This is a genomic window from Bordetella petrii (assembly GCF_000067205.1).
Classification (GTDB): domain Bacteria; phylum Pseudomonadota; class Gammaproteobacteria; order Burkholderiales; family Burkholderiaceae_B; genus Bordetella_A; species Bordetella_A petrii.
Genome location: NC_010170.1, coordinates 2,916,704 through 2,936,938, shown reverse-complemented (window position 1 = coordinate 2,936,938; position 20,235 = coordinate 2,916,704). Strand labels below are relative to the sequence as shown.

Genomic DNA, 20,235 nt, shown 5'->3' with positions numbered 1-20,235 from the left:
CTTGAACTTTCCGGTAAAATGCGCTGTTTACTTGTTCGTTCACTTACTTTCGGAAAATTTGATGCAGCCTGTGGTTGAAACCCTCTCTGGTCTGGAACGCCGTGTCGATCTGGCGGTTTCCGTGGCCGACGTCGAAAAGGAAGTCCAGGCGCAACTGAAGCGCGTTGCCCGCACGGCCAAGGTGCCCGGCTTCCGTCCCGGCAAGGCCCCGCTGGCCATGCTCGAACGCAGCCATGGTCCCGGCATCCGCTACGACGTCATCAACGGCCAGGTCGGCCGCGCTTTTGAGCAGGCCGTCGACGGCGCCAAGTTGCGCGTGGCCGGCTCGCCCACGCTCGAGCCCAAGACCGAAGGCGTCGCGGACGACACGCTGGCCTTCACCGCCACCTTCGAGGTCTATCCTGAAGTGGCCGTGCCCGACCTGTCCGCGCTGTCCGTCACGCGCTACGAAACCGCCGTCACCGACGCCGAAGTGCAGCAAACGCTCGACGTGCTGCGCAAGCAGCGCGCCAACTTCGAAGCCCGCGAAGGCCGCGCCGCCCAGGATGGCGACCGCGTCACCCTCGATTTCGCCGGCACCATCGACGGCGTGCCGTTCGAGGGTGGCAAGGCCGAGAGCTTCCCGTTCGTGCTGGGCCAGGGCCGCATGCTGCCCGAGTTCGAAGCCGCGGCCAAGGGCCTGAAGGCCGGTGAAACCAAGGTGTTCCCGCTCAAGTTCCCCGACGACTACCAAGGCAAGGAAGTCGCCGGCAAGACCGCCGAATTCACCATTACCGTCAAGGAAGTCGCCGAAGGCGTGCTGCCCGAAGTCAACGCCGAGTTCGCCAAGTCGCTCGGCCAGGCTGAAGGCGATGTCGAAAAGCTCAAGGCCGACATCCGCACCAACATCGAGCGCGAAGCCAAGGCCCGCACGCAAGGCCGCACCAAGGCCAGTGTCATGGACGCCCTGGTCGAGGCCGGCAAGTTTGACGTGCCCAAGGCGCTGGTCGACAGCGACGTGCAGAGCCGCGTGCAAGCCGCCCGCGAAGAACTCAAGCAGCGCGGCGTGCCCAACGCCGAATCGGTGCCCATTCCGGCCGAAGCCTTCGCCACCGAGTCCGAGCGCCGCGTGCGCCTGGGCCTGCTGGTGTCCGAACTGGTCAAGCAGGCGCAACTGCAGGCCAAGCCCGAACAGGTGCGCGCCCGCATTGAAGAGTTCGCGCAAAACTACGAGCAACCCGCCCAGGTGGTCAGCTACTACCTCGCCGACCGCCAGCGCCGCGCCGAAATCGAAGCCATCGTGCTCGAAGACAACGTGGTGCAGCACGTGCTCGACAAGGCCAAGGTCACCGAAGAAAAGGTGCCTTTCGATCAGCTGATGGGGATGGCGTAAATATATGCAGCGTTTTACCGATTTCTATGCGTCAATGCACGGCGGGGCCTCGGTCACGCCGACGGGGCTGGGCTACATCCCCATGGTCATCGAGCAGTCGGGGCGCGGCGAGCGCGCCTACGACATCTATTCGCGCCTGCTGCGCGAACGGCTCATTTTCCTGGTCGGCCCGGTCAACGACAATACGGCCAACCTGATCGTGGCGCAGCTGCTGTTCCTGGAATCGGAAAACCCTGACAAGGACATCTCGCTGTACATCAACTCGCCGGGCGGGTCGGTGTACGCCGGGATGGCCATCTACGACACCATGCAGTTCGTCAAGCCTGACGTCTCCACCCTGTGCACGGGGCTGGCTGCCAGCATGGGAGCGTTCCTGCTGGCCGCGGGCAAGAAGGGCAAGCGCTTCACGCTGCCCAACTCGCGCATCATGATTCACCAGCCGTCCGGCGGTGCCCAGGGACAGGCCTCCGATATCCAGATCCAGGCTCGGGAAATCCTCGACCTGCGCGAACGCCTGAACCGCATCCTGGCCGAGAACACCGGCCAGCCCGTCGAGCGCATCGCCGTGGACACCGAGCGCGACAACTTCATGTCGGCCGAAGATGCGGTATCGTATGGTCTGGTGGACAAGGTTCTCGCATCCCGTTCCGAGGGGTAGGCGAACGGCAACACCCCGGGCCTGTGCGGTTCCGTCACGTCCGAGTAAGCGTTGAGTGCGCCGGCCGGCCAAAGGGCTGGCGCATTCTCACCAGAGATACGAAACACATATGCCTGACAAAAAGGGATCGGCCGACGCAAAAGTGCTGCATTGCTCGTTCTGCAATAAAAGCCAGCACGAAGTCCGCAAGCTGATCGCGGGACCCTCGGTGTTCATCTGCGATGAGTGCATCGACCTCTGCAATGACATCATCCGCGAAGAAGCGCAGGCGACCGCGCGCGCGGCCATCAGGTCCGAACTGCCCACGCCGTCCGAAATCAAGACGTTCCTGGATCAATACGTCATCGGCCAGACGCTGCCCAAGCGCATGCTGGCGGTGGCCGTGTACAACCATTACAAACGCATTCGCCACGGCGAAATCAAGGGCGACGAGGTCGAGCTCTCCAAGAGCAACATCATGCTCATCGGGCCAACCGGCTCGGGCAAGACCCTGCTGGCCCAGACGCTGGCGCGCATGCTCAACGTGCCGTTCGTGATGGCCGACGCCACCACCCTGACCGAAGCCGGTTATGTGGGTGAAGACGTCGAGAACATCATCCAGAAGCTGCTGCAGAACTGCAACTACGAGGTCGAAAAGGCCCAGCGCGCCATTATCTATATCGATGAAATCGACAAGATCTCGCGCAAGTCCGACAACCCGTCCATTACCCGCGACGTGTCCGGCGAAGGCGTGCAGCAGGCGCTGCTCAAGCTCATCGAGGGCACGGTGGCCTCGGTGCCGCCGCAGGGCGGCCGCAAGCATCCCAACCAGGACTTCGTCCAGGTCGACACCACCAACATCCTGTTCATCGTGGGCGGCGCCTTCGACGGGCTGGAAAAGGTCATCCGCGACCGCACCGAAAAGTCCGGCATCGGTTTTTCGGCGTCGGTGCGGGCCAAGTCCGAGCGCGGGGTGGGCGAACTGTTCAGCGAAGTCGAGCCCGAAGACCTGATCAAATTCGGCCTCATCCCCGAACTGGTCGGCCGCCTGCCGGTGGTGGCCACCCTCGACGAACTCGACGAGGCCGCGCTGGTCCAGATCCTGACCGAGCCCAAAAATTCCCTGATCAAGCAGTTCCAGAAGCTGTTTGCCATGGAAGGCGCCGAACTCGACGTGCGCCCAGGCGCCCTGAAGGCCATTGCCCGCAAGGCGCTCAAGCGCAAGACCGGCGCGCGCGGCCTGCGCTCGATCATCGAGGCGGCGCTGCTCGACACCATGTACGACCTGCCCTCCCAGGGCAACGTCAGCAGGGTGGTGCTGGATGAAAACGTCATCGACAGCGACGGCAAGCCGCTGCTCATCTACGCCGACGAGGCGGCCGCCCCCGACAAACCGGCGCGCAGCCAGGTGCGCGGCGCAGCTGCCTGAAAACAAAGCAAAAAACCCGTTCTGTAACGGGTTTTTTTGCCTCTGCCGGCGGTCTGCGTGTCGGCCGCTTGATTTTTCGGCTATCGTTCCCATATCAGACGTAATCCATACGGATAAAAGGGCCCCATCGCCCTGTATCCGGTGCCGATACGCCGAGTCTTACCAAGGAATCCTTTATGTCTGCCAGCCAGACCCTGCCTTCCGAACCCATTGATCTGCCGCTGCTGCCACTGCGCGACGTGGTGGTGTTCCCGCATATGGTCATTCCGCTGTTCGTAGGCCGCCCGCGCTCGATCAAGGCGCTGGAAGTGGCCATGGAAGCGGGCAAGAGCATCATGCTGGTGGCGCAGAAATCCGCCGGCAAAGACGACCCCACACCCGAAGACGTGTATGAAATCGGTTGCGTGGCGGGCATCCTGCAAATGCTGAAGCTGCCGGACGGCACCGTGAAGGTGCTGGTCGAGGGCACCCAGCGCGCCCGCATCGACAGCATCGACGACGCTGAATCGCATTTCGTCTGCCAGGTCACCCCGGTTGAACCGGACGCCATCCAGGGGTCCGAAACCGAGGCGCTGCGCCGCGCCATCGTTGCGCAGTTCGAGCAGTACGTCAAACTCAACAAGAAAATCCCGCCCGAGATCCTCACCTCGTTGGCGGGTATCGACGACGCCGGCCGCCTGGCCGACACCATTGCCGCCCATTTGCCGCTCAAGCTCGAGCAGAAGCAGAAAATGCTCGAGATCCTGGGCACCTCTGAGCGCCTGGAAGGCCTGCTGACGCAGCTGGAAACCGAAATCGACATCCTGCAGGTCGAGAAGCGCATTCGCGGCCGCGTCAAGAAGCAGATGGAGAAAAGCCAGCGCGACTACTACCTGAACGAACAGGTCAAGGCCATCCAGAAAGAGCTGGGCGAAGGCGAAGAGGGCGCCGACATCGAAGAGCTCGAAAAGAAAATCATCGCCGCGCACATGCCCAAAGAGGCGCGCAAGAAGGCCGATGCCGAGCTCAAGAAGCTCAAGCTGATGTCGCCCATGTCCGCCGAAGCCACCGTGGTGCGCAACTACATCGATACGCTTATCAATCTTCCCTGGAAGAAAAAGAGCAAGATCAACAATTCCATCGGCAATGCCGAGAAAGTGCTCGACGACGATCACTACGGGCTGGAAAAGGTCAAGGAACGCATTCTTGAATACCTGGCCGTGCAACAGCGCGTCGACAAGGTCAAGGCGCCCATCCTGTGCCTGGTCGGGCCTCCGGGCGTGGGCAAGACCTCGCTCGGGCAGTCCATCGCGCGCGCCACGAACCGCAAATTCGTGCGCATGGCGCTGGGCGGTGTGCGCGACGAGGCCGAGATCCGCGGCCATCGCCGCACCTACATCGGCTCGATGCCTGGCAAGATTCTGCAGAACATGAGCAAGGTGGCCGTGCGCAACCCGCTGTTCCTGCTGGACGAAATCGACAAGCTGGGCATGGATTTCCGCGGCGACCCTTCATCGGCGCTGCTGGAAGTGCTTGACCCCGAACAGAACCACACCTTCCAGGACCACTACATCGAAGTCGACTTCGACCTGTCCGACGTCATGTTCGTGGCCACCAGCAACACGCTGAACATTCCGCCGGCGCTGCTGGACCGCATGGAAGTCATACGCTTGTCGGGCTACACCGAAGACGAAAAAATCCATATCGGCCGCGACCATCTGCTGCCCAAGCTGATGAAGAACAACGGCGTGAAAGAGTCCGAACTGACGGTCGATGACTCGGCGCTGCGCGACATCGTGCGCTACTACACTCGCGAAGCGGGCGTGCGGGCGCTCGAACGCGAGGTCGGCAAGATCTGCCGCAAGGTGGTCAAGGAATTGCTGGCGCAGGCCGACAAGGCCAAGGCCGAAGGCAAGCCGGCGCAGGCCCCGGCGCCGGTGCATGTGAACGCCGACAACCTCAGCGACTACCTGGGCGTGCGGCGCTACACCTTCGGCATGGCCGAAAAAGAAAACCAGGTTGGCCAGGTCACCGGTCTGGCCTGGACCGAGGTGGGTGGCGACCTGCTCACGATTGAAGTGGCCGACATGCCGGGTAAGGGCGCCATTCAGCGTACCGGTTCGCTGGGCGACGTCATGAAAGAATCGGTCGAGGCCGCACGCACGGTGGTGCGCTCGCGCGCCCGTCGCCTGGGCTTCGCCGACAGCGTGTTCGAAAAGCACGACATGCACGTGCACGTGCCCGAGGGCGCCACGCCCAAGGACGGCCCGTCGGCGGGTATCGCTATTACCACGGCCATGGTGTCGGCCCTGTCGCGTATTCCGGTGCGCGCCGACGTCGCCATGACGGGCGAGATCACCCTGCGCGGCGAGGTGCTGCCCATCGGCGGCCTGAAGGAAAAGCTGCTGGCCGCGCATCGCGGCGGCATCAAGACGGTGCTGATTCCCGAGGAAAACGTCAAAGACCTGGCCGAGATTCCGGACAACGTCAAGAACCACCTCGAGATCGTGCCGGTCCGTTGGATCGACAAGGTACTCGAGCTGGCGTTGGAGCGCCTGCCCGAGCCCTTGTCCGAGGACGAGGCCGTGAAGGAAGCGCTGGTGGCCAAGCCGGCCGAGTCCGGATCGCCCGGCGATCCGGTGTTCAAGCACTAAGGGGCGCCAGTCCTGAACAAAAAACGGGTGGCCATCATCGGCCACCCGTTTTTGTTTGCGGGCAAGGAAGCTTTGCGGCTAGAGCATCTGCGGCAGCCACAAGACGATGGACGGGAATGCATAGAGCAGGAACGCCAGGGTCAGCATGATGAGCACAAAGGGCAGCACCCCGCGCACGACCTCGGTGATGCGGGCTTTGGTCACCGCCTGGATCACGAACAGGTTCATGCCAACTGGCGGAGTGATCAGCGCGACCTCGATCAGAATCACGAAATAGATTCCGAACCAGACCGGATCCATGCCCATCGATTCAAGCGACGGATACAGTACCGGCACCATGATCAGCAGCATCGACAGGCTTTCCAGGAACAGGCCGACGACCAGCAGGACGCAGGTGATGGCCAGCAGGAAATAAAGCGGCTGGTGAAAGTGCGTCGTTGCGAATGTGGTGACTTCCTGGGGAATGCGATACAGCGTGACGGCATGGCCGAAAATCTTCGCACCCACCACGATCAACAGGATCGTGACCGAGGTGCGCATCGTGTCCGTTACCGCCAGGCGCAGCTTTTCGAATGACAAGGTGCGCAACACCAGCCCGGTGAGCACCAGGGCGCAGAAAAAGCCGATGGCCGCGGCTTCGGTGGGCGTGAATATGCCGATATAAATGCCCACGATAATCACGAGGGCGATGGCCAGCGTGGGCATCGCCCGCAACGTGGCTACGCCGCGCTCGCGCCAGCTGTGGCGCGCAAGCGGCGTGTAGCCCTTGCCGAAATGGCAGTACAGCGACGAGTAAATGGTAAAGGCGGCCAGCAGCAGCAGGCCGGGACCCACGCCCGCCAGAAACAGCGCCACCAGCGACTGCTCGGTAATGACGCCGTACACGATCAGGGGTATGGAAGGCGGGATCAGGATGCCCAGCGTGCCGCCCGCCGCCACCAGCCCATAAGTGAACGGGCGGTTGTAGCCGCGCTGCGTCATCTCGGGAATGGCAACCGTGCCAATGGTGGCCGCCGTGGCCACCGAGCTTCCATTGATGGTCGAGAACATGCCGCAGGACATCAGCGTGGCCGTGGCCAGCCCGCCGGGCCAGTGGCCGACCCAGGCCTGGAACGCGCCGAACAGGTCGCGTCCGACGCCGCCCCTGAGCAGGATGTTCGACATCAGCAGGAACAGCGGAATGGACAGCAGGATGAAGTTGTCGAGCCCGCTGGTCAGGTTCTGGGCCGCGATGGTCAAGGGAAACCCCTTGAGCCACAGCATTCCCAGCCCCAGGCCGCCCAGGGCGAATGCGACCGGCACGCCGACGAACAGCAGGGCCAGCAAAAGCGCAATGATGGTCAGGGTGGCCACTGGCTATACCTCTTCTTCGTCGAATACGGGGGCGGGGCGCGCGGCCACGCGCGCCAGTTCGGCCAGGCATTGCAGCAGCAGCAGGATGAAACCAATGGGGATCGCGATCTCGGGTATCCAGGTGGGCGTCTCGATCATCGTGGCGGCGCGCCGGCCCTGTTCAATCGATTCGGCCACTATGTGCATGCTGTACCAGGCCATCAGGCCGGCAAATACGCCGATGAACAGCACGGAAAATGCGTCTGCGGCTTTGCGCATGGCGGGCGAGCCCAGGCGTACGAAAGCGGTGATGCGTATCAGGCTGCGCGTGCGCAGCACATGGGCCATGGCAAGGTAGACCGCCCAGACCTGGAGAATGGTCGATACGTCGCCAGCCCAGGACGTGGGCGACAAGAACAGGAACCTGGCGGCCACATCGTAGGTAAGCGCCAGGCCGATGGCGAAGAATATCCAGCCGGCCAATTGGCCTACGAGATCCGAGACCCGGTCGAGCAGGGAAAGCAGAGGCATGATGCGTTCCTCGGTAAGGCGGGTGTCGCCCGGCGTGTCCGGCAGGCCGGGCGGTATGAGGTGAGGGCCTTACTGGGCCTTGAGGGCGGCGTCCACCACCTGCTTGGCCAGCGGCCCGTTCTGCTGCGCGAAGTTCTTGATGGTGGGCTGCGCGGCGTCGTGCCACGCCTTGGCCTCGGCGGGCGTGAGGTCCACCACCTTCATCTTGGTCTTGGTGCGCAGGAACTCCTTGGCTTCGGCGTTGAGTTTCTCGGTCTTCTTGCGCAAATCGGCTTCGACCGTGCGGGCGGCTTCCTGCAGCAGGGCTTGCTGTTCAGGCTTGAGCTTCTGGAATCGCCGGTCGTTGATCAGCACCAGGAACTCCACGTCCGAGTGATTGGTCATGGTGATGTAGTCCATTACATCGTATATGTGGCGCGATTGGGTGGCGGTGGTACCCGACATGCCGATATCGACCGTGCCGCGCTGGTAGGCAATAAGCTGTTCGGCGCCGTCGATGACGATTGGCGCGCCGCCCTGGTCGGCCACGAACTCGCCTATGGGTTTGCTGATGACGCGCACTTTCTTGCCCTTGAGATCGGTGGGCAGCCTGACCGGCGCTTTCTTGCTGAGCATCTGTACCAGGCCGTACGCCTGCCACCACATGACACGCGCGCCGGTCTTCAGAATGGCGCCGTCGATGGCCTGGCGCACGGCGCTGTCGGGCGCGGTGGCTTTCGCGATGGCGGCTTCGCTCGGAAACAGGAACGGTACCGAGAACGCGCCGGCGGCCGGAATGGTGCCCGTGTAGACGCCGAGTTCCACGATGCCCATGTCGATGGCGCCGGAGCTGACCGCCTGGGGCACCTCGGTGCCCTTGTACAGCTGGGCGGAATCGTAGATTTCCAGCTCCAGCTCTCCCTTGGACCGTTCTTCGACGATCTTCTTGAAGGCCAGCACGTTCTGGCCCAGGATGTGCTTGGCGGGAATCTGCAGCGTAACGCGCAAGGTTTCCTTGGCGTGCACTCCGCCGGCAATGCCCATCGCCAGCACGGCGCAGGCCAGGACTTTCAGATTTTTCTTCATGGTCTCCTCCTTGGGGGCCGGTGGGTCAGATGACGCCGGCGGTTTTAAGCTGGGCCACCCGCTCGGGCGGCATGCTCAGCAACGTGGTCAGCACTTCCTCTGTGTGTTCACCCAGTGCCGGGCCGCAATGCCGCACCGAGCCCGGCGTTTCGGAAAGGCGCGGCGCGACGTTCTGCATCGCGACCTGGCCCAGGTCCGGATGCGCCACTCGCACGATGGCCTGGCGGGCCTGGAAATGCGGATCGGCCATCATCTCGGGAGCCCGGTAGATGCCGCCCGCAGGCACCCCGTGTTCTTCCATCAGGGCCAGCAGGTCCGCCGCTTTGAGCGTGCGGGTCCAGTCGGCGATCAGGTCGTCGAGTTGCTTCTGGTGCGAGCCGCGCGCCCAGTGCGTGGCGTAACGCTCGTCATCTGCCAGTTCGGGGCGCTGCATGGCCTGGCACAGGCGGCGGAACACGCTGTCCTGGTTGGCGCCGATAAGAATGTCCAGGCCGTCCGCGGTGGGGTAGACGTTGCTGGGCGCGATGTTGGGCAAGATGGGGCCGCTGCGCTCGCGGATGTATCCTGCCTGGTCGTATTCGATGACGATGCTTTCCATGAAGTTGAGCACTGCCTCGTAGATTGCGCTGTCGACGATCTGGCCGCGGCCAATGCGTTCGCGAGCGAACAGCGCCATGACCGTGCCCAGCGCGGCGTGCATGGCTGCGAGCGTGTCGCCGATGGCGATGCCCACGCGCGACGGCGCGGTCGACGGGTCGCCGCAGACGTAGCGCAGGCCGCCCATGGCCTCGCCGATCGAACCGAAACCCGCGCGGCTGGCATAGGGGCCGGTCTGTCCGTAACCCGATACGCGCACCAGTACCAGGCGCGGATTGATCGCCTTCAGGACGTCCGGACCCAGGTTCCACTTCTCGAGCGTGCCGGGGCGGAAGTTCTCGAGCAGCACGTCGGCATCGGCCGCCAGCGACTTGATGATCTCTTGGCCTTGCTCGGTGCGCAGGTCGCAGGTGATGGACTTCTTGTTGCGGGCGATCAGCGGCCACCACAGCGTCTTGCCATGGGCTTTTTCACGGCCCCACTCGCGCATGGGGTCGCCCACGCCGGGAGGTTCGACCTTGATGACCTCGGCGCCGAAATCGGCCAGCAACTGGCCGCAGAATGGGCCGGCCAGCAATTGACCCAGTTCGATGACGCGCACGCCGTGCAGGGGGCCGTGAGGGAAGTCGGGGGTATCCACGCTGTCAATTCTCCGGAGAGGTTGGGGTGTCGGCGGCCAGGCGGCGCAGAACGGCGTTGCGCGCCGACAGGATGTGGCTGCGCATGGTCGACGCGGCCCATTCGCCGTCGCGGGCTTCCAGGGCGGCGATGATCTCGAAGTGGTGCGCCACGCTGCGGCGCGTTTCTTCCGCCGAATAGCCTTTGAAGGTCCATTTCACGACCGGGATCTCCACCATCAGGCGCAAGATGCGTTGCAACCGGCTGCTGCCGGCGGCCTGCACGAGCAGGTCGTGAAAGGCGTTGTTGGCGGCGGAGCGCTCTTCCACGATGGCGTCCACGGGTTCGTTCAGCAGGTTTTCCATGTGCTCGGCATGGCGGCGCAGGGTCGCGAGCTGCTCGGGCGTGATGCGCTCGGCGGCGCGGCGCGCGATGTGAGATTCCAACAGCATGCGCGCCTCGAATACCTCGTCGACGTCTCGCGCCGACCATTCGGTGACGCGCACCCCCAGGTCGGGCAGGATCTCGAGCCAGCCCTCGGCGCCCAGCCGGCGGAAAGCCTCGCGTATAGGCGTGCGGCTGATCCCCAGGCGCTTTGCCAGCGCGGCCTCGCCCAGATGGGAACCGGGCTGGAATTCGCGCGACAGGATCGCCGCCTTGATGCTGTTGTAGGCGTGCTCCACGGCCTTGCCGGCGGCCCGGCGCGCAGAGGGAGCTTCCGATGCGGAAGCAGGTTCATCCTGTTGTTGCATACAATTAATCGGGGAAATTACTAAAACAGGCCGACTATCCTATTAAACCGTGTAGGTGTAAAGTGTCGTTGTATACAACTAAGGGTAAATCCGAGGACGGCCATGACATTCCCCCCTGTAACGCTGGTTGAAGTGTCACCCCGCGACGGTCTGCAGAACGAGCCTGAAATCCTGTCGACCGGGCAGAAAGTCGAACTGATCGAACGCGCCTTGGCGGCGGGGTTGCGGCGCATCGAGGCGGTCAGCTTCGTCAACCCGCGGCGGGTGCCGCAAATGGCCGATGCCGAAGCGGTGATGAAAGCCGTGCCGCGACGGCCGGGCGTGACATACAGCGGCCTGGCGTTGAACGTGCGGGGAGCGCAGCGCGCCGTGGATGCCGGGGTCGACGAAATCAACTACGTGGTGGTATCCACGGACAGCTATAACCAGGCCAACCAGGGTTGCCCCAGCGACGAGACCTTGCGCGGCTGGGGGCAGGTCGCCACTTTGGCGCGCGATGCCGGGTTGCGGGCCACGCTGACGGTGGCGGCCTCGTTCGGCTGTCCATTCGAAGGCGAGGTCGATGTGGACCGCGTGGTGCACATCGCCCGGCAGGCCGCCGCCGAAGGGGCGGACGAGATCATCCTGGCCGACTCGATCGGCGTGGCGTCTCCGGCAGATGTGCTGCAACGGGTCGATGCCGTGCAACAGGCCTTGCCCGACGCCGCGCTGCGTTGCCATTTCCACAACACGCGCAATACGGGCATTGCGAATGTGCTGGCCGCCATGCAGGCTGGCGTGCGCGTGTTCGACGCATCGATCGGCGGCATTGGCGGGTGCCCGTTTGCCCCTGGCGCCACAGGCAACATTCCTACCGAAGACGTGGCCTATATGCTGGAACGGATGCGATGCGCCGGCTCGGTATCGGCAGCGGCGCTCGCGGATGCGGCGCAATGGCTGGCGCAGACGTTGGGCCGGCCCGTGCCGGGCATGCTGTCGCGAGCGGGGTTGTTTCCACGGCCAGCGGCCGCGGCATGTGCGTGAGTGCCGGCGCGTGTGAAGCTACGCGTGTTGAAGGCGATGTACGCCAAAGGTGCCGCGGGTAGCCGGACTGCGGGCGGCCGGACTGCAGGCGGCCTGGGCAAAGCCGGCCCGGAGAAAGCCAGCTAGTGCAGCGCCTGGGTGCGGATCAGGCCCACGGCAATGCCTTCCAGCGCGAATTCCTGGGTGCCGTCGACCACGATCGGTGAGAAGTCGGGGTTTTCGGGCAGCAGCTCGATGCGGCCCTGGTGGCGCTGCAGGCGCTTCACGGTAACTTCGTCGCCCAGGCGGGCGACGACGATCTGGCCATTGCGGGCCTCGGCCGCGCGCTTGACGGCCAGCAGGTCGCCTTCGAGGATGCCCGCGTCGCGCATGCTCATGCCGCGCACTTTCAGCAGGTAGTCGGGCGTTTGCGCGAACAGGTCAACGTCGACGCCGACTTCGCGTTCGACATGTTCGGCCGCCAGAATGGGACTGCCCGCCGCCACGCGCCCGACCAGGGGCAGCAGCAACCGGCCTACGGCGTCGGCCATGCCGGCGAGGGCGGAGGCGGCGGTCTCGGGGCCGGGCGGGATGGTTTCGCCGGCGTCTTTCAGGCGGATGCCGCGCGAGGCGCCGGCGGTGAGTTCAATGGCGCCCTTGCGGGCCAGGGCCTTCAGGTGGTCTTCCGCGGCATTGGGCGAGCGGAACCCCAGCGCGCGGGCGATTTCGGCGCGAGTGGGCGGAAACCCGGTGCGCGATACCGTCAGCCGGATGAGATCCAGAATTTCCTGCTGGCGGTCGGTAAGTTTGCTGGCCATGGCGATGATCCGGAAAGCGGACTGTATGGATATACAGCACGAATTCTGGACGACGTACGCCAAAAAAGCAAGGGCTGCCCGATTGGCGTGTCCACGAACCTGGCCGTGCGGGGGCAGCAGGGCCGCGCCATGCAAAGCAAAAGCCCCTCCGGTGGAGGGGCTTTGCTGGCGACTGCGGCTGTGCTTACTGCTTGATGACAGCGGCGATCGCCTTGGCGACGATGTCGATGTTGTGGCTGTTCAGGGCCGCCACGCAGATGCGGCCGCTGGCCACGGCGTAGATGCCGTGCTGCTCGCGCAGCACGTCGACCTGGGCCGAGGTCAGGCCCGAATACGAGAACATGCCGCGCTGCTGCAGCACGAAGCTGAAGTCTTGCGTGGCGCCCGCGGCCTTGATTTTGTCGACCAGTTGCTGGCGCATCAGGCGGATGCGGTCGCGCATGCCGGCGAGTTCCTGTTCCCACAGGGTGTAGAGCTCGGGCGTATTGAGCACCGTGGACACCACCGTGCCGCCGTGGGTGGGCGGGTTGGAGTAGTTGGTGCGGATGACGCGCTTGAGCTGGCTGAGGACGCGCTTGGCTTCGTCCTGGTTGCCGGCCACCACGGTCAGCGCGCCCACGCGCTCGCCGTACAGCGAGAACGACTTCGAGAACGACGAGCTGATCAGCATGGTGAGGCCCAGGTCGGCGAACAGGCGCACCACGGCGGCATCTTCTTGCAGGCCGGCGCCGAAGCCCTGGTAGGCGATATCGAGGAAGGGCACCAGGTTGCGCGCCTTGACCACCTGCGCGATCTGCTGCCATTGCTCGGCCGTGGGGTCGACACCCGTGGGGTTGTGGCAGCACGCGTGCAGCACCACGATGGTCTGGGCCGGGGCGGCCTGCAGCGAGGCCAGCATGCCCTGGAAGTCCAGCCCATGGGTGGCGGCGTCGTAGTAGGCGTAGGTTTCGACCGGGAAGCCGGCGCGCTCGAACAGGGCGCGGTGATTTTCCCAGCTGGGGTTGCTGATCAGCACCTTGGACTGCGGCAGCAACTGGCGCAGGAAGTCGGCGCCGATTTTCAGCGCGCCGGTGCCGCCCAGGGCCTGGGCGGTGAGCACGCGGCCTTCGGCGGCCAGGGGGGAATCGGCCCCCAGCAGCAGGGTCTGGGCTCCCTTGTTGTATCCGGCGATGCCTTCGATGGGCAGGTAGCCGCGCGCGGCGGCGGCCTCGATGCGGGCGATTTCGGCCTTGCGCACGGCGTTCAGCAGCGGGATGCGGCCGTCGTCGTCGTAATACACGCCCACGCCCAAGTTGACTTTACCGGGGCGGGTATCGGCATTGTATTGTTCGTTCAGGCCCAGGATAGGGTCGCGCGGCGCAAGTTCGACGGAATCGAAAAGAGAGCTCATGGGGTTCGGTAAGGGTATGTGGACGCAGGAGGGCGTGCTGTGGATAATGAGGGGTTTACCCTGAGACAGTCTAGCATGACCGCTCCCGGATTCGTCGATTTTCCCGACAGCCCTTTTCACCTGTACCAGCCATACCCGCCGGCGGGCGACCAGCCCGCCGCCATCGAAGGCCTGGCCCAGGGCATGCGCGACGGCCTCATGTACCAGACCCTGCTGGGCGTGACGGGCTCGGGCAAGACATACACCATGGCCAACATCATCGCCCGGCTGGGCCGGCCGGCCCTGGTGCTGGCGCCCAACAAGACGCTGGCGGCCCAGTTGTACGCGGAAATGCGGGAGTTCTTCCCGAAGAACGCGGTCGAGTATTTCGTTTCTTATTACGACTACTACCAGCCCGAAGCCTACGTTCCCACCCGCGACCTGTTCATCGAGAAAGACTCATCCATCAACGAGCACATCGAGCAGATGCGGCTGTCGGCCACCAAAAGCCTGCTCGAACGCCGCGACACTGTCATTGTCGGCACCGTTTCGTGCATATACGGTATCGGCAACCCGGGCGACTACCACGCCATGGTGCTCATCCTGCGCGCGGGCGACCGCATTTCTCGGCGCGAGGTGCTGGCGCGGCTGGTGGCCATGCAGTACACCCGCAACGACGCCGACTTCGCCCGCGGCACCTTCCGGGTACGCGGCGAAACACTCGACATCTTCCCGGCCGAAAGCCCCGAGCTGGCGCTGCGCCTGACGCTGTTCGACGACGAGATCGAGTCGCTCGAGCTGTTCGACCCGCTCACCGGTCGGGTGCGCCAGAAAGTGCCGCGCTTCACGGTCTACCCCGGGTCGCACTATGTCACTCCGCGCGACACGGTGCTGCGCGCCATCGAAACCATCAAGGAAGAACTGCGCGACCGCCTCAAGCTGCTGACCGCCGAGGGCAAGCTGGTGGAGGCGCAGCGGCTCGAGCAGCGCACCCGCTTCGACCTCGAAATGTTGCAAGAGCTGGGTTTCTGCAAAGGCATCGAGAACTACTCCCGCCACCTGTCCGGCGCCGCCCCGGGCGAGCCGCCGCCCACGCTCATCGATTACCTGCCGGCCGACGCGCTGATGTTCATCGACGAAAGCCACGTCACCATGGGTCAGCTGGGCGGGATGTACCGGGGCGACCGGGCTCGCAAGGAAACCCTGGTGCAATACGGTTTCCGGCTGCCGTCGGCGCTCGACAACCGGCCGCTGCGCCTCGAAGAATTCGAGGCGCGCATGCGCCAGTGCGTGTTCGTGTCGGCCACGCCGGCCGCCTACGAGCAAGAACATTCCGACAACGTAGTCGAGCAGGTGGTGCGGCCCACCGGGCTGGTCGATCCGCAGGTCGAGGTGCGCCCGGCCCGCACGCAGGTCGACGACCTGCTGGGCGAGATCAAACTGCGCGTGGCGGCCCAGGAGCGCGTCCTGGTCACCACGCTGACCAAGCGCATGGCCGAAGACCTTACCGACTTCCTGGCCGAGCACGGCGTGCGGGTGCGCTACCTGCATTCCGACATCGATACGGTCGAGCGCGTCGAGATCATCCGCGACCTGCGCCTGGGCACGTTCGACGTGCTGGTGGGCATCAACCTGCTGCGCGAAGGGCTGGACATCCCCGAGGTGTCGCTGGTGGCCATCCTGGATGCCGATAAAGAAGGCTTCCTGCGTTCCGAGCGCAGCCTCATCCAGACCATCGGCCGCGCCGCACGCAACCTGAACGGCCATGCCATTCTGTACGCCGATGCCATTACGGCCTCGATGCGGCGGGCCATGGACGAAACCGAGCGGCGGCGCACCAAGCAACTGGCGTTCAACGCCGAGCACGGCATTACGGCGCGCGGCGTCAACAAGGCGGTGCGCGAACTCATCGACGGCATCGTCGCGCCGGCCCGCCACGATACCCTTGAATCCGCCATCGCCCCCGAGGTGCTGGCCGACGAAAAGTCGGTAGCCCGCGAGATCCGCCGCCTGGAAAAACTCATGACCGACCACGCCCGCAACCTGGAGTTCGAGCAGGCCGCGGCGGCGCGCGACGCGCTCAATGCGCTCAAGCAGCGCGTGTTGCTGGATGGCGCGGCATAGCGGCACGAGAGGGCCGGAATGGCCCGGGTGTTGCATTGCGGGCAAAGCGGCCGATTTGTTACGGCAAGGCGTCGAAATACCTCCGGTATCGCTTTCAATAATTGATTTAACCTATTGATTAAATAGGAAAAAATAATACTCACAGAAAGCCCGTCCACGCTTGCGCAATTGCAAAAAAAACTTGCTATATTCCGGGTTTTCCCTCAGACTTACACCCATGATGACCAAGGTACTTTTCGTTTGCATGGGTAACATCTGTCGCTCGCCGAGCGCAGAGGGCGTTTTTCGCCATTTGGTGAACGATGCCGGTTTGGGCGATGTCGTGCATGTGGATTCCGCAGGCACGCATGCCTATCATATTGGCGAAGCGCCCGACGCCCGCGCCCAGGCCGCCGCCCGCAAGCGCGGCTACGAGATCAATCATTGCGAAGCCCGGCAAGTTACCGCCGACGATTTCCGCGAGTTCGATCTCATTCTGGCCATGGACTGGGACAACCTTTCCGCGTTGCAGCAGCAATGCCCCAAGGCTTACCAGCACAAGCTGATGCTGCTGATGCGTTTTGCCAACGAATTCGAAGAAGCCACGGTGCCCGACCCGTACTATGGCGGCCCCGAAGGCTTCGGCAAGGTGCTCGACTACCTGGAAGATGCCTGTCAGGGGGTGCTGGAGCTGGTCCGCAAGCGGGCCACGCAGTACCAGGCGGCCTGATCCGGCATTGGCCATCGGGCCTCGAAAAACCGCGCCATGGCGCGGTTTTTTACGATTACGATGGCTTAGCAATTTACTCGGGAATTTGCTATACTTGAGGTAATTACTCAGGTATTGGTTGCCCAGGTCGGGTGGCCTGCCGGTTTTAACAGGAATCCACCATGCGGCTCACTACGAAAGGACGGTTCGCGGTCACCGCGATGATCGACCTGGCCATGCGGCAGCACAGCGGTCCGGTAACTCTCGCGGCAATCAGCCAGCGCCAGAATATTTCGCTTTCTTACCTTGAACAGCTGTTCGGCAAGCTGCGCCGGCACGAGCTGGTCGACAGCGTGCGCGGCCCCGGCGGCGGTTATTCGTTGGCCCGGTTGGCCCGCAACGTCACCGTTGCCGACATCATTTTCGCGGTCGATGAACCCCTCGACGCCACCAACTGCGGTGGCAAGCATGATTGCACCAGCGGCAAGGACGGCAAGTCGGGCAAGTGCATGACGCACGAGCTCTGGACCACCCTGAACCGCAAAATGGTCGATTACCTCGATTCCGTGTCCCTGCAAGACCTGGTCGACCAGCAACGGTTGCGCCAGCTGCAGGAAGCCACACAGGCGGCGCAGGGCTGCACCGCCGTGCGGGTCGAGCGGGGCGCCGCGGGTTCCACCCCCGTCGCCACCCCGGCCATCGCCGCCGACGCCACCGCATAAGAAGCAGGAGTAGCAACCCATGACCACCCGCCCGATCTATCTCGATTATTCCGCCACCACGCCGGTCGATCCTCGCGTGGTTGAAAAAATGGTGCCCTGGCTGTACGACAACTTCGGCAACCCCGCCTCGCGCAGCCACGCCTTCGGCTGGGAAGCCGAAGACGCCGTCGAGAACGCCCGCCAGGAAGTCGCCCAACTGGTCAACGCCGACCCGCGCGAAATCATCTGGACCTCCGGCGCCACCGAGTCCGACAATCTGGCCATCAAGGGCGCCGCCAATTTCTATGCCGAGCGCGGCAAGCACATCATCACGGTCAAGACCGAGCACAAGGCGGTGCTGGACACCTGTCGGGAGCTCGAACGCCAGGGCTTCGAGGTTACCTACCTGGACGTGCGCGACGACGGCCTGATCGACCTGGACGCCTTCAAGGCGGCGCTGCGCCCCGACACCATCCTGGTGTCGGTCATGCTGGTGAACAACGAAATCGGCGTCATCCAGGACATCGAAACCCTGGGTGAAATCTGCCGCGAGAAGGGCATCGTGTTCCACGTCGATGCGGCGCAGGCCACTGGCAAGGTCGCCATCGACCTGCAGAAGCTCAAGGTCGACCTGATGTCGTTCTCGGCTCACAAGACTTACGGCCCGAAGGGCATCGGCGCGCTGTATGTGCGGCGCAAGCCGCGCGTGCGCATCGAGGCGCAGATGCACGGCGGCGGCCACGAGCGCGGTTTCCGCTCGGGCACGCTGGCCACGCACCAGATCGTCGGCATGGGCGAGGCCTTCCGGCTGGCCCGCGAAGAAATGGGCACCGAAAACGAGCGCATCCGCATGTTGCGCGACCGCCTGTGGGCGGGGCTGTCGCAAATCGAGGAAACCTACCTGAACGGCAGCCTCGAGCAACGCGTGCCGCACAACCTGAACGTCAGCTTCAACTACGTGGAAGGCGAGTCGCTGATCATGGCCATCAAGGAACTGGCGGTCTCCAGCGGTTCGGCCTGCACCTCGGCGAGCCTGGAGCCGTCGTACGTGCTGCGCGCCCTGGGGCGCAACGATGAACTGGCGCACAGCTCTATCCGCTTCACGCTGGGCCGGTTCACGACCGAGCAGGAAATCGACTTCACGATCGAATTGATCAAGAGCCGCGTGGGCAAACTGCGCGACATGTCGCCGCTGTGGGAAATGGCCCAGGCTGGCATCGACCTGAACACCGTGCAGTGGGCCGCTCACTGAGCGCCGACGCGACCCCACAGGAGAAACATCATGGCATATAGCAGCAAAGTTCTGGATCACTACGAGAACCCGCGCAATGTCGGCTCTTTTGACAAGGGCGACGAATCGGTGGGCACCGGCATGGTCGGCGCGCCGGCGTGCGGCGACGTGATGAAACTGCAGATCAAGGTCAGCGAATCCGGCGTCATCGAAGACGCGCGCTTCAAGACCTACGGCTGCGGTTCGGCCATCGCGTCGAGCTCGCTGGTGACCGAATGGGTCAAGGGCAAGACCCTCGACGAGGCGCTGGACATCCGCAATACCCAGATCGCCGAAGAGCTGGCCCTGCCGCCCGTGAAGATCCACTGCTCGATCCTGGCCGAAGACGCCATCAAGGCGGCGGTGAAAGACTACAAAGACAAGCACGCGGCGCCGGCCGATGCCCAGGGCGAAACTGCGGCGGCTGCGGTGGCGAACTGATATGTCGGTTACCCTGACCCAACAGGCGGCCTCGCACATCGGACGCTACCTGCAAAAACGCGGCAAGGGTGTGGGCCTGCGGCTGGGCGTGCGCACCACCGGCTGCTCGGGCATGGCCTACAAGCTCGAGTACGTGGATGATCCCGCGCCCGAAGACATGGTCTTCGAGAGCTTTGGCGTCAAGGTATTCGTAGACCCCAAGAGTTTCGCCTATCTGGACGGCACCGAGCTCGACTACGCGCGCGAAGGGCTGAACGAGGGTTTCAAGTTCCGCAACCCCAACGAAAAGGCGACCTGCGGCTGCGGCGAGTCGTTCACGGTGTAGGTCTTGGCCGCGGACGACCACTTCAGCCTGTTCGGCCTGCCCGCGCGGTTCGATATTGATGCCCAGGCGCTCGAGCGCGCCTGGCGGGCCGTGGCGGCCCAGGTGCATCCCGACCGCTATGCCACCGCCAGCCCGGCCGAGCGCCGCGTCGCCATGCAATGGTCGGCGCGCGCCAACGAGGCCTACCGGCAATTGCGCGACCCGCTGCTGCGGGCGCGTTATTTGTGCGAGCAGGCGGGGGTAGATTTGCAGACCGAAAGCAACACCGCCATGGACCCGGCCTTCCTGATGCAGCAGATGCAGTGGCGCGAAATGCTGGACGAGGCGCGCGACGACGCTGCCGTGTTCGCCGAGCTGGATGCCGAACTTTCCGACGCGCGCCGGCAGATGCGCGAAACCCTGGCCACGCTGCTCGACGAGCGCCACGACTACGCCGCCGCCGGCCAGAAGGTGCGTGAATGGATGTTTGTCGAAAAACTCGCGCAAGAGCTGGCAGCCGCCCGCCCGGCCGGCTGACCCGGCCCGCCGGGC

At 64.2% G+C, this 20,235-nt stretch carries 19 protein-coding genes; 12 read left to right on the top strand and 7 right to left on the bottom strand.

Annotated features, from left to right (window positions below; translation table 11 throughout):
* Positions 1 to 61 precede the first annotated feature (61 nt).
* The 4 genes from tig to lon all read left to right on the top strand — a co-directional run bounded on the left by tig (position 62) and on the right by lon (position 6,071).
* Positions 62 to 1,372 carry a trigger factor gene (gene tig / locus BPET_RS14140; RefSeq protein WP_012249700.1) on the top strand — a complete coding sequence of 437 codons (1,311 nt, stop codon included), beginning with the start codon at positions 62 to 64 and terminating at the stop codon, positions 1,370 to 1,372.
* Positions 1,373 to 1,376: 4 nt separating this feature from the next.
* Complete coding sequence (gene clpP, locus BPET_RS14135; RefSeq protein ID WP_012249699.1) at positions 1,377 to 2,030, top strand: ATP-dependent Clp endopeptidase proteolytic subunit ClpP; 654 nt, start codon at positions 1,377 to 1,379, stop codon at positions 2,028 to 2,030.
* Between the two features lie 109 nt (positions 2,031 to 2,139).
* Positions 2,140 to 3,438, top strand: a complete 1,299-nt coding sequence (clpX, locus tag BPET_RS14130; protein WP_012249698.1) for an ATP-dependent Clp protease ATP-binding subunit ClpX — start codon at positions 2,140 to 2,142, stop codon at positions 3,436 to 3,438.
* A 176-nt stretch (positions 3,439 to 3,614) separates the two neighbouring features.
* Positions 3,615 to 6,071, top strand: a complete 2,457-nt coding sequence (lon, locus tag BPET_RS14125; protein WP_012249697.1) for an endopeptidase La — start codon at positions 3,615 to 3,617, stop codon at positions 6,069 to 6,071.
* Between the two features lie 78 nt (positions 6,072 to 6,149).
* Here the strand turns inward: lon and BPET_RS14120 are convergent, their stop codons facing one another.
* The 5 genes from BPET_RS14120 to BPET_RS14100 all read right to left on the bottom strand — a co-directional run bounded on the left by BPET_RS14120 (position 6,150) and on the right by BPET_RS14100 (position 10,966).
* The gene (locus BPET_RS14120) at positions 6,150 to 7,424 is read right to left on the bottom strand and encodes a TRAP transporter large permease (RefSeq protein ID WP_012249696.1); all 1,275 of its coding nucleotides are present in this window, start codon (positions 7,422 to 7,424) and stop codon (positions 6,150 to 6,152) included.
* 3 nt (positions 7,425 to 7,427) lie between these two features.
* On the bottom strand, positions 7,428 to 7,934 hold the full coding sequence (locus BPET_RS14115; protein WP_012249695.1) for a TRAP transporter small permease subunit: 507 nt from the start codon (positions 7,932 to 7,934) through the stop codon (positions 7,428 to 7,430).
* 69 nt (positions 7,935 to 8,003) lie between these two features.
* Positions 8,004 to 8,999 carry a TRAP transporter substrate-binding protein gene (locus tag BPET_RS14110; RefSeq protein ID WP_012249694.1) on the bottom strand — a complete coding sequence of 332 codons (996 nt, stop codon included), beginning with the start codon at positions 8,997 to 8,999 and terminating at the stop codon, positions 8,004 to 8,006.
* 25 nt (positions 9,000 to 9,024) lie between these two features.
* The gene (locus BPET_RS14105; RefSeq protein WP_012249693.1) at positions 9,025 to 10,236 is read right to left on the bottom strand and encodes a CaiB/BaiF CoA transferase family protein; all 1,212 of its coding nucleotides are present in this window, start codon (positions 10,234 to 10,236) and stop codon (positions 9,025 to 9,027) included.
* A 4-nt stretch (positions 10,237 to 10,240) separates the two neighbouring features.
* The gene (locus BPET_RS14100) at positions 10,241 to 10,966 is read right to left on the bottom strand and encodes a GntR family transcriptional regulator (RefSeq protein WP_012249692.1); all 726 of its coding nucleotides are present in this window, start codon (positions 10,964 to 10,966) and stop codon (positions 10,241 to 10,243) included.
* A gap of 102 nt (positions 10,967 to 11,068) precedes the next feature.
* Here BPET_RS14100 and BPET_RS14095 point away from each other — a divergent pair, with 102 nt between their 5' ends.
* The gene (locus tag BPET_RS14095) at positions 11,069 to 11,989 is read left to right on the top strand and encodes a hydroxymethylglutaryl-CoA lyase (protein ID WP_012249691.1); all 921 of its coding nucleotides are present in this window, start codon (positions 11,069 to 11,071) and stop codon (positions 11,987 to 11,989) included.
* Between the two features lie 122 nt (positions 11,990 to 12,111).
* On the opposite strand, the gene lexA is transcribed toward BPET_RS14095, so the two are convergent.
* Positions 12,112 to 12,786 carry a transcriptional repressor LexA gene (lexA, locus tag BPET_RS14090; RefSeq protein WP_012249690.1) on the bottom strand — a complete coding sequence of 225 codons (675 nt, stop codon included), beginning with the start codon at positions 12,784 to 12,786 and terminating at the stop codon, positions 12,112 to 12,114.
* 184 nt (positions 12,787 to 12,970) lie between these two features.
* Positions 12,971 to 14,176, bottom strand: coding sequence for an amino acid aminotransferase (locus tag BPET_RS14085; RefSeq protein WP_012249689.1), 1,206 nt, complete (start codon positions 14,174 to 14,176; stop codon positions 12,971 to 12,973).
* Positions 14,177 to 14,251: 75 nt separating this feature from the next.
* Here BPET_RS14085 and uvrB point away from each other — a divergent pair, with 75 nt between their 5' ends.
* The 7 genes from uvrB to hscB all read left to right on the top strand — a co-directional run bounded on the left by uvrB (position 14,252) and on the right by hscB (position 20,220).
* The gene (uvrB, locus tag BPET_RS14080; RefSeq protein WP_012249688.1) at positions 14,252 to 16,279 is read left to right on the top strand and encodes an excinuclease ABC subunit UvrB; all 2,028 of its coding nucleotides are present in this window, start codon (positions 14,252 to 14,254) and stop codon (positions 16,277 to 16,279) included.
* A gap of 217 nt (positions 16,280 to 16,496) precedes the next feature.
* Positions 16,497 to 16,988 (top strand): low molecular weight protein-tyrosine-phosphatase, encoded by a 492-nt coding sequence (locus BPET_RS14075; RefSeq protein WP_012249687.1) that lies wholly within the window; start codon positions 16,497 to 16,499, stop codon positions 16,986 to 16,988.
* A gap of 161 nt (positions 16,989 to 17,149) precedes the next feature.
* Positions 17,150 to 17,689, top strand: a complete 540-nt coding sequence (iscR, locus tag BPET_RS14070) for a Fe-S cluster assembly transcriptional regulator IscR (RefSeq protein WP_012249686.1) — start codon at positions 17,150 to 17,152, stop codon at positions 17,687 to 17,689.
* Between the two features lie 19 nt (positions 17,690 to 17,708).
* Positions 17,709 to 18,920, top strand: coding sequence for an IscS subfamily cysteine desulfurase (locus tag BPET_RS14065; RefSeq protein WP_012249685.1), 1,212 nt, complete (start codon positions 17,709 to 17,711; stop codon positions 18,918 to 18,920).
* 30 nt (positions 18,921 to 18,950) lie between these two features.
* Positions 18,951 to 19,379, top strand: coding sequence for a Fe-S cluster assembly scaffold IscU (gene iscU, locus BPET_RS14060; RefSeq protein WP_012249684.1), 429 nt, complete (start codon positions 18,951 to 18,953; stop codon positions 19,377 to 19,379).
* Position 19,380: 1 nt separating this feature from the next.
* Entirely contained in the window at positions 19,381 to 19,704 is a 324-nt protein-coding gene (gene iscA / locus BPET_RS14055) for an iron-sulfur cluster assembly protein IscA (protein ID WP_012249683.1), read from the top strand.
* A gap of 3 nt (positions 19,705 to 19,707) precedes the next feature.
* On the top strand, positions 19,708 to 20,220 hold the full coding sequence (hscB, locus tag BPET_RS14050) for a Fe-S protein assembly co-chaperone HscB (protein WP_012249682.1): 513 nt from the start codon (positions 19,708 to 19,710) through the stop codon (positions 20,218 to 20,220).
* Positions 20,221 to 20,235 lie beyond the last annotated feature (15 nt).

Bases quoted from the DNA above. Each gene is read 5' to 3' on its own strand.
- tig (WP_012249700.1), top strand. From the start codon at position 62: ATGCAGCCTGTGGTTGAAACCCTCTCTGGTCTGGAACGCCGTGTCGAT.
- clpP (WP_012249699.1), top strand. From the start codon at position 1,377: ATGCAGCGTTTTACCGATTTCTATGCGTCAATGCACGGCGGGGCCTCG.
- clpX (WP_012249698.1), top strand. From the start codon at position 2,140: ATGCCTGACAAAAAGGGATCGGCCGACGCAAAAGTGCTGCATTGCTCG.
- lon (WP_012249697.1), top strand. From the start codon at position 3,615: ATGTCTGCCAGCCAGACCCTGCCTTCCGAACCCATTGATCTGCCGCTG.
- BPET_RS14115 (WP_012249695.1), bottom strand. From the start codon at position 7,934: ATGCCTCTGCTTTCCCTGCTCGACCGGGTCTCGGATCTCGTAGGCCAA.
- BPET_RS14110 (WP_012249694.1), bottom strand. From the start codon at position 8,999: ATGAAGAAAAATCTGAAAGTCCTGGCCTGCGCCGTGCTGGCGATGGGC.
- BPET_RS14100 (WP_012249692.1), bottom strand. From the start codon at position 10,966: ATGCAACAACAGGATGAACCTGCTTCCGCATCGGAAGCTCCCTCTGCG.
- BPET_RS14095 (WP_012249691.1), top strand. From the start codon at position 11,069: ATGACATTCCCCCCTGTAACGCTGGTTGAAGTGTCACCCCGCGACGGT.
- lexA (WP_012249690.1), bottom strand. From the start codon at position 12,786: ATGGCCAGCAAACTTACCGACCGCCAGCAGGAAATTCTGGATCTCATC.
- BPET_RS14085 (WP_012249689.1), bottom strand. From the start codon at position 14,176: ATGAGCTCTCTTTTCGATTCCGTCGAACTTGCGCCGCGCGACCCTATC.
- uvrB (WP_012249688.1), top strand. From the start codon at position 14,252: ATGACCGCTCCCGGATTCGTCGATTTTCCCGACAGCCCTTTTCACCTG.
- BPET_RS14075 (WP_012249687.1), top strand. From the start codon at position 16,497: ATGATGACCAAGGTACTTTTCGTTTGCATGGGTAACATCTGTCGCTCG.
- iscR (WP_012249686.1), top strand. From the start codon at position 17,150: ATGCGGCTCACTACGAAAGGACGGTTCGCGGTCACCGCGATGATCGAC.
- BPET_RS14065 (WP_012249685.1), top strand. From the start codon at position 17,709: ATGACCACCCGCCCGATCTATCTCGATTATTCCGCCACCACGCCGGTC.
- iscU (WP_012249684.1), top strand. From the start codon at position 18,951: ATGGCATATAGCAGCAAAGTTCTGGATCACTACGAGAACCCGCGCAAT.
- iscA (WP_012249683.1), top strand. From the start codon at position 19,381: ATGTCGGTTACCCTGACCCAACAGGCGGCCTCGCACATCGGACGCTAC.